This is a genomic window from Actinotalea sp. JY-7885, assembly GCF_014525465.1.
In the GTDB taxonomy this organism is placed as follows: domain Bacteria; phylum Actinomycetota; class Actinomycetes; order Actinomycetales; family Cellulomonadaceae; genus Actinotalea.
In genome coordinates this window covers 1-8340 of record NZ_JACEXH010000146.1, presented here as the reverse complement: position 1 = coordinate 8340, position 8340 = coordinate 1, and the positions used below count along the sequence as shown (strand labels likewise).

General features: G+C 74.8%; 6 protein-coding genes. All 6 read left to right on the top strand.

The genetic code is table 11. The features are described 5' to 3' along the window. On the top strand, positions 1 to 1879 hold a 1879-nt coding region (locus IDM29_RS12660; protein WP_255500231.1), incomplete at its 5' end, for a penicillin-binding protein 2. Positions 1880 to 1955: 76 nt separating this feature from the next. Then, on the top strand, positions 1956 to 3986 hold the full coding sequence (locus IDM29_RS12655; RefSeq protein WP_220458028.1) for a UDP-N-acetylmuramoyl-L-alanyl-D-glutamate--2,6-diaminopimelate ligase: 2031 nt from the start codon (positions 1956 to 1958) through the stop codon (positions 3984 to 3986). Then, complete coding sequence (mraY, locus tag IDM29_RS12650) at positions 3983 to 5065, top strand: phospho-N-acetylmuramoyl-pentapeptide-transferase (RefSeq protein WP_182113646.1); 1083 nt, start codon at positions 3983 to 3985, stop codon at positions 5063 to 5065. The genes IDM29_RS12655 and mraY overlap by 4 nt, the downstream gene beginning before the upstream one ends. Beyond that, positions 5065 to 6507 carry a UDP-N-acetylmuramoyl-L-alanine--D-glutamate ligase gene (gene murD / locus IDM29_RS12645; RefSeq protein ID WP_255491825.1) on the top strand — a complete coding sequence of 481 codons (1443 nt, stop codon included), beginning with the start codon at positions 5065 to 5067 and terminating at the stop codon, positions 6505 to 6507. The genes mraY and murD overlap by 1 nt, the downstream gene beginning before the upstream one ends. A 3-nt stretch (positions 6508 to 6510) precedes the next feature. After that, on the top strand, positions 6511 to 7773 hold the full coding sequence (gene ftsW / locus IDM29_RS12640; protein WP_182113648.1) for a putative lipid II flippase FtsW: 1263 nt from the start codon (positions 6511 to 6513) through the stop codon (positions 7771 to 7773). Further along, positions 7766 to 8340, top strand: a 575-nt coding sequence (locus IDM29_RS12635) for a glycosyltransferase (RefSeq protein ID WP_188037588.1), incomplete at its 3' end; no start/stop codon positions are given. The genes ftsW and IDM29_RS12635, both read left to right, overlap by 8 nt.

Below are 8340 nucleotides of genomic sequence, written 5' to 3'. Positions count from 1 at the left end.
GCCCACGCCCACGCGCGCGAACGCGTCCGCGTCCCGCGGGACGCGGGTCACGCCGCGGCCGTCGGTGGCACGCCCACGAACCCGGGCGGGCGAGGGTCCGGCCGCCGCCCGCGCCGCCGCGCCCCGCGTCGTCACGCTGCCCCCACCCCGGACGGGGACCCCGCGCCGTCGCCAGACGGTGCTGCTCGGGCTGGCGCTCTCGCTCCTCGTCCTCTTCACGGGGCGGCTCGTCTACGTCCAGGGGCTCCAGGGCGCCGAGATCGCCGCCGTCGCGATGGACAAGCGGCTGCACACCGTCGCCATCCCGGGCGACCGTGGGGACATCCTCGACCGCGACGGCGACGTCCTCGCGACCTCCGTCGAGCGCTACGACCTCGTCGTGAACCAGGAGCAGTTCGGCCAGGTGGTGCCGGACGAGCCCGGGGCGCTCGAGACCGCGGCCCTCGAGGCGGCGACCAGGCTGGGCGAGATGCTGGGCGTCGACCCGCAGTCGCTCGCCCTCAAGCTCATGGGCACCGACAAGTTCGTCTACCTCAGCAAGGGCGTCACCCCCGACGTCTACCGCCAGGTGCGGGACCTGCAGATCGCCGGCATCTCCGGCGAGCGGACCACCGACCGGCTCTACCCGGAGGGCACCACCGGCGGCAACATCGTCGGCTTCGTGGGTGGCGAGGGCTTCGGCCAGGCCGGCCTGGAGCAGGTGTTCGAGGACGTGCTGGCGGGGCGTCCCGGCTCGGAGACGTACGAGCAGGGCGCGCGCGGCCAGCGGATCCCGGGTGGCCTGGAGGAGCTGGTCCCCGCCGTGCCCGGGCAGGACGTGCAGCTCACGATCGACCGCGACCTGCAGCACATGGCCCAGGCAGCGCTCGACGAGCAGGTCGCCGCGACCGGCGCCGCGTGGGGCGTCGTCCAGGTGGTCGACGTGCGCACGGGCGAGATCCTGGTGCTCGCCGACTCCGGGACGACCGACCCGAACGCCCCCACGAGCGCCGCCGCGAGCCGCGCCGTGGCCGCGGTCTACGAGCCCGGCTCGACGGCGAAGGTGGTCGCGATGGCTGCGGCGCTCGAGACCGGGATCGCGACCCCGACGTCGCAGTACGTCGTCCCGTACCAGTACACGACCCCGAACGGGCAGACGTTCAAGGACTCGCACGAGCACCCGGACGAGAAGCTGACCCTCAACGGGATCCTCGCCCAGTCGTCCAACACCGGCACCGTCATGGTCGGGCAGAACCTGCCCCCGCAGGTGCGGCACGACTACATGAGCAGGTTCGGCTTCGGCACCAAGACCGGCGTGGGCCTGCCGGGCGAGTCGCGGGGCCTCCTGCACGACGCGGAGGACTGGGACGGCCGCACCGCCTACGCCGTGCTGTTCGGCCAGGGCGTCGGCGTCACCACGCTCCAGAGCACCCAGGTGTTCGCGACGCTGGCGAACCGGGGGCTGCGCGTGCAGCCGCACGTCGTCGCGGGCACGTACGACGCGGACGGGACGTTCCACCCGACGCCGACGAGCGAGCCGGTCCAGGTCGTGAGCCCCGAGACGGCGGACACGGTGCTGCGGATGCTCGAGAGCGCCGTCGCGGAGGGCACCGGGTCCAACGCCGCGGTGCCCGGCTACCGCATCGCGGGCAAGACGGGGACGGCCCAGGCGTGGGAGGAGGGCGGCGTGCAGAAGATCGTCGCGTCGTTCGTCGGCATCGCCCCCGCGGACGAGCCGCGCCTGGCCGTCAACGTGGCGCTCTACGACCCCAAGTCCTCCATCTACGGCGGCGACGTCGCAGCACCCGTCTTCAGCGAGGTGACCGCGCACGCCCTGCGCTCGCTGGGCATCCCGCCGAGCGGCACCCCGCCGGAGCTCTTCGCGACCACGTGGGAGTGAGCGTGGGGCGGTTCGACGAGTGCTCGGACGCGGCTCCGGCGCGGCGCCCGGCGCGGACACCGGTAGATTCGGGTCCGTGACGTCCCCCCAGGGCCGGATGCGGCCCGAGCATCGCCCGACGCGTCACCTCACCGACCTCGCCGCCCGCTTCGGGCTCGAGCGCGCGCCCCGCGGCGCGTCCGCTCGGGGCCGCGCGGACGACGTGGACGTGCAGGTGACGGGTGTCGCCGTCGGCTCCGCCGACGTCCTTCCGGGGGACCTCTTCGTCGCCCTGCCCGGCCTCCGCTCGCACGGTGCGCGCTACGCCGACGCCGCCGTCGCGGCCGGGGCGGCGGCGGTCCTGACCGACGCCGCCGGGCTCGACCTGCTCGGCGCGGCGGCCCAGGAGGTGCCCGTGCTGGTCTGGGGGCCGACGGCCTCCCCGCGCACGCTCCTCGGCGAGCTCTCGGCCTGGTTCTACGACCGCCCCGCCGAGCACCTCACGGTGGTCGGCATCACCGGGACCAACGGCAAGACGACGACGTCCTACCTCGTCGACGCGGCCCTGCGCCGCGCGCACGCCACCACCGCCGTGGTCGGCACGGTCGAGCTCCGGGTGGGCGCCGAGGCGATCGAGAGCCCCCGCACGACGGTCGAGGCGCCCGTCCTGCACGGCCTGTTCGCCCTCATGCGCGAGCGCGGGGCCACGGCCGTGGCGATGGAGGTCTCCTCGCACGCCCTCGCGCTCGAGCGCGTCGGCGGCCTCGAGGTCGACGTGGCGGTCTTCACGAACCTGCAGCGGGACCACCTGGACTTCCACGGCGACATGGAGGGCTACTTCCGCGACAAGGCGCGGCTGTTCGCGCCCGGGCACGCCCGGCGCGCCGTCGTGTGCGTCGACGACGAGTGGGGCGTCCGCCTCGCGGCGCAGGCACAGATCCCGGTGGACTCGGTGGCGACGCGCGAGGACTCGGCGGGCGCCGCGGTCGCGGACTGGCGCGTGAGCGAGGCGAGCGTGGGGCTCGACGGCGTCGGCTCGACGTTCGTGCTCACGGGCCCGGGCGGCGAGCGGCTCGAGGCGGTCAGCCCTCTGCCGGGGCTGGTGAACGTGTCGAACGCGGCCGTCGCGATCGTCGCCGCCTACCGGGCCGGTGTCCCGCTGGCCGACGCCGTCGCGGGCGTCGCGGGCGCGTCCGCGGTCCCGGGGCGCATGGAGCGCGTCGTCGAGCGCGGCTCCGGCCTTCCCCTGTGCCTCGTGGACTACGCCCACACGCCCGACGCGCTCGTGCTCGCCCTCGAGGCGGTGCGTCCGATCACCCCGGGCCGGCTCGTCGTGGTGTTCGGGTCCGACGGCGACCGCGACCGCGGCAAGCGGCCCATGATGGGCGAGATCGCCGCCCGGCTCGCCGACGTCCTGGTCGTCACGGACGAGAACCCCCGGTCCGAGCCGCCCGCGTCGATCCGCGCCGCGATCCTCGAGGGCGTGCGGGCCGTGCGGCCCGACCTTGCCGACGTCCACGAGGTCGAGCCGCGCGCCGAGGCGCTGCGCACGGCCGTGCGGCTCGCGGGGGAGCAGGACACCGTCATCGTGACCGGCAAGGGCCACGAGCCGACCCAGGAGATCGCCGGCGTGTTCCACCGCTACAACGACCGCGACGTCTTCCTCGAGGCGGCGGCCGCCCTCGCGGTGCCTGACACGACGGTGCCTGACACGACGGTGCCCGACACGACGGTGCCCGACGTGACCGTCCTGGACGAGACGGCGGGCGCGACGGTGGACACCGTGCGCGCCGGTCTGCGGGAGCTGGTGACGCGAGCCGGCACGGGACGCAGCATCGCCGTCGTCGGGACGCTGGCGGGCGCCCCGCCGGTCGACGAGCTCGACGGCGTCGGCCGGCTGGCCGTGCGGCTCGACGTCGACCGGCTCGTGGCGGTCGGCGACGCCGTCCGGGCGGTGCACACCGGGGCCCTCCAGGAGGGCTCCTGGGGTGAGGAGTCGCGCGTGGTCGCGGACGCGGCCGCCGCGGCCGACTGGCTCGCGGGGGAGCTGCGTGCGGGCGACGTGGTCCTGGTGACCGGCGGCGGGCTCGCGCCCGTGCTGGACGTGGCACGCGGGGTGGGCCGATGAGAACCGTCCTGATCTCCGGCGGCCTCTCGCTCCTCATCGCGCTGCTGGGCACGCCGCTGTTCATACGCTTCCTGGTCAAGAAGCAGTACGGCCAGTTCATCCGCCAGGACGGCCCGACGGCGCACTTCACCAAGCGCGGCACCCCGACCATGGGTGGCGTCGTCATCATCGTCGCGACCCTGCTGGGCTGGGCGGGAGCCGGGCTGGTCACCGGCAACCGGCCGAGCGCCTCCGCGTTGCTGGTGCTGTTCCTCATGACGGGCCTGGGGGTCGTCGGGTTCCTGGACGACTTCATCAAGATCTCGCGGCAGCGCAGCCTGGGGCTCTCGGCGCGCTGGAAGGTCGTGGGCCAGGGCCTGGTCGGGATCTCGTTCGCCGCGCTCGCGCTGCAGTTCCCCAACGAGAACTTCCGCACCCCGGCGTCCACCCGCATCTCGTTCGTCCGCGACACGCAGATCGACCTCGCCTGGGCGGGGCCGACGGTCGGCCTGATCCTGTTCATCATCTGGGCCAACTTCCTCATCACGGCGTGGTCGAACGCCGTGAACCTCACCGACGGCCTGGACGGCCTGGCGACGGGCGTCTCGCTCATCGTGTTCGGCGCCTACGTCCTGGTCGGCGTGTGGCAGTCCAACCAGACGTGCCAGGAGCTCGCGACGGCGGGGCCGCGGTGCTACGAGACGCGTGACCCGCTCGACCTCGCCGTGGTGGCGGCCGCCGTGACCGGAGCCTGCTTCGGCTTCCTGTGGTGGAACGCGTCGCCCGCGAAGATCTTCATGGGCGACACCGGGTCGCTCGCGCTCGGCGGCGCGCTCGCGGGCCTGTCGATCCTGTCCCGCACCGAGGTGCTCGCGGCGATCATCGGCGGGATGTTCGTCCTCATCGTGCTGTCCGACGTCATCCAGATCGGCTTCTTCAAGATGACGGGCAGACGGGTCTTCAAGATGGCCCCGTTGCACCACCACTTCGAGCTGTCGGGCTGGGGCGAGGTGACGATCGTCATCCGCTTCTGGATCATCGCCGGGCTCTTCGTGGCGGTCGGCGTCGGCATCTTCTACGCGGAGTGGGTGGCCGGGTAGTGGCTCTGGACCTCGGCGGACGCCGGGTGCTCGTGCTCGGCCTCGGGGTGACCGGGCGCGCGGTCCTCGCGGCGCTGCGTGCCCTGCCGGACCCGCCCGATGTCGTCACGCTCGACGCGCGGGCGCCGGAGGCGGACGTGGCCTCGCAGGAGGACGTCGACCTCGACGGCGTCGACCTCGTCGTCGCCTCGCCGGGGTTCGCGCCGTCGGGCCCCGTGCTGTCCGCCGCCGCAGCACGCGGCGTGCCGGTGTGGAGCGAGGTCGAGCTCGCCTGGCGGCTGCGCGCCGAGCGCGGCGACCTCGGGCCCGCCCCGTGGCTCGTGCTCACGGGCACGAACGGCAAGACGACGACGGTCGGGATGCTCGAGTCGGTGCTCCGCGCCGCCGGCCGGCGCGTCGCGGCGGTCGGCAACGTCGGCACGCCGGTCGTCGCGGCCGCGACGGACCCCGACGTGGACGTGCTCGCGGTCGAGCTCTCGAGCTTCCAGCTGCACTACACGCACACCATGGCGGCCCAGGCCGCGGCGGTCCTGAACGTGGCGCCCGACCACCTCGACTGGCACGGCTCGTTCGAGGCCTACGCGGCGGACAAGGCGCGCATCTACACGGGGGTCGAGGTGGCCTGCGTCTACGGCACCGACGACCCCCTGCTCGAGCGCATGGTCCGCGAGGCCGAGGTCACCGAGGGCGCACGCGCCGTCGGCCTGACGCTGGGCGCGCCCGGGCCGGGGCAGCTGGGGCTGGTGGACGGCATCCTCGTCGACCGCGCGTTCCACGCGGCGGCGGACGACCCGCTGCGGGCACGCTCGGCCGCCGAGCTCGGCACGACGCAGGACCTGGCGCACCTCGCCGGGCCGGACGGCCGCCTCGCGGCCCACGTCGTCACGGACGCCCTGGCGGCGGCCGCCCTGGCGCGGGCCCACGGCGTGCCGGCGTCGGCGGTGCGCGACGGGCTGCGGGACTACCGGCCGGGCGCGCACCGGATCGCGCACGTGACCACGCTCGACGGCGTGCAGTGGGTCGACGACTCGAAGGCCACGAACGCGCACGCGGCGGCGGCGTCGCTCGCCGCCTTCGCGCCGGGCACGGTCGTGTGGGTCGCGGGCGGCCTGGCCAAGGGCGCCCGGTTCGAGGACCTCGTGCGCGACCGGGCGGACCGGCTGCGGGCGGTCGTGCTCATCGGCGTCGACCAGGAGCCGTGGCGCGAGGCGCTGGCCCGACACGCGCCCGCAATCCCCGTCGTCGCGATCGATCCGGCCGACACTGGGACCGTGATGACCCGCGCCGTGACCGCAGCACGCTCGCTCGCCCGTCCGGGCGACACCGTGCTGCTGGCGCCCGCGTGCGCCTCGATGGACCAGTTCGCGTCGTACGCCCAGCGGGGGGACGCGTTCGCCCACGCCGTGCGGGAGCTCGCCCCCGACGCCCCGACGGCGGGCTGAGCCGTGGCGGTCCAGACGGCCGACGACACGCGCACCTCGGTCCTCGGTCAGTGGAACAGCGCGGTCACGAGCTACTACCTGATCCTGGGTGCGTCGGGGCTGCTGCTCTCGCTCGGCCTGATCATGGTTCTGTCGAGCTCGAGCGTGGACGCTCTCATCGCCTCGAAGGGCGCCTCCCCGTACGGCATCTTCCTGCGGCAGGCGCAGTTCGCCCTCGTCGGCCTGCCGCTCGCGTGGCTCGCGAGCCGCATGCCGGTGGCGTTCTACCGCCGCGCGGCCTGGCCGCTGCTCATCGGGGCCGCGGGCCTGCAGGTCCTCACCGTGCTCGTCGGCGAGGAGGTCAACGGCAACAAGAACTGGCTCCCGCTCGGCCCGGTGCAGGTGCAGCCGTCGGAGGCGGTCAAGCTCGCCCTCGCGGTGTGGCTCGGCACGGTCCTCGCGCGCAAGCGCCACCTGCTGGACCAGTGGATGCACGTGCTCCTGCCCGCCGTCGTCGTGGCGCTGGCGGCCGTCGGGCTCGTCCTGGCGGGCGGTGACCTCGGCACGGGCATCGTGCTGCTCACGCTGGTGGCCGGCGCCTTCTTCGTGGCGGGCGTGCCGATGCGCATGTTCGCGCTCGCCGGTGTCCTCGCCGCGGCGGGGGTCGTCGGGCTCGCCCAGCTGAACATCAGCCGCATCGCACGGATCGAGGCCTTCTTCAGCGACGACTGCGACCAGCTCGGTGCGTGCTACCAGACGACGCGCGGCATGTACGGCCTCGCGTCCGGCGGGTTGACCGGACGGGGCCTCGGCGAGAGCCGCGAGAAGTGGTCCTACCTGCCCGAGGCGCACAACGACTTCATCTTCGCGATCCTCGGCGAGGAGCTCGGTCTGCTCGGGACGGGACTCGTGCTGGCGCTGTTCGCCGTGCTCGCGATCGCGGTCACCCGCCTGATCCGCCGGCACCCCGACCCCTTCGTCCAGGTCGCGACCGGTGCCATCGGGGCCTGGATCCTCGGCCAGGCGCTCATCAACATCGCCGTCGTCATCGGTCTCCTGCCCGTCATCGGCGTGCCGCTTCCCCTCGTCTCGGCGGGCGGGTCGGCGCTCATCACCACGATGATCGCCATCGGCGTGCTCGTCTCGTTCGCGCGGACGGAGCCCGGGGCGAAGGAGGCGCTCTCCGCGCGCGCGAGCATGGTGCGGCGCTCGCTCGCGGTGGTCGGACGCCCGTCGGGCCCGGACCGCGGCGAGCGCCGGCGCGCGGGGCAGGTGAGCGATGACTGAGCGGCTGGCCTCGGTGCTCCTGGCGGGCGGTGGGACGGCCGGCCACGTCAACCCGCTGCTGGCGGTCGCGGACGAGCTGCGCTCCCGGGACGCAGGCACGCGGCTGACGGTGCTCGGCACCGCGACCGGGCTGGAGGCCGACCTCGTCCCCGCGCGCGGCTACCCGCTCGTCGAGGTGCCGCGCGTGCCGCTGCCCCGCCGTCCCACCCCGGACTGGCTGCGGCTCCCGGGCCGGCTGCGGAGCGCGGTGGCGGCGGCGGGCGAGGCAATCGACTCGACCGGCGCACAGGTCGTCGTCGGCTTCGGCGGCTACGTCTCGACCCCCGCCTACCTCGCCGCGCGCCGCCGGGGCGTCCCGGTCGTCATCCACGAGCAGAACGCGCGGCCCGGTCTGGCCAACCGCCTGGGTGCCCGGTGGGCCCGGTCCGTCGCCGTGACGTTCCCGGGGACGCCGCTGCCCGGCGCGGTGGTGACCGGCCTCCCGCTGCGGCGCCAGGTCGCCGACCTCGTGGTCGCGCGCACCGCGGACCCGGCCGGCTCGCGCGCCACCGCCGCGGCCGCGCTGGG

What these genes read in the sequence shown, in the direction of transcription:
- mraY (WP_182113646.1), top strand. Translation starts at nt 3,983, where the DNA reads ATGAGAACCGTCCTGATCTCCGGCGGCCTCTCGCTCCTCATCGCGCTG.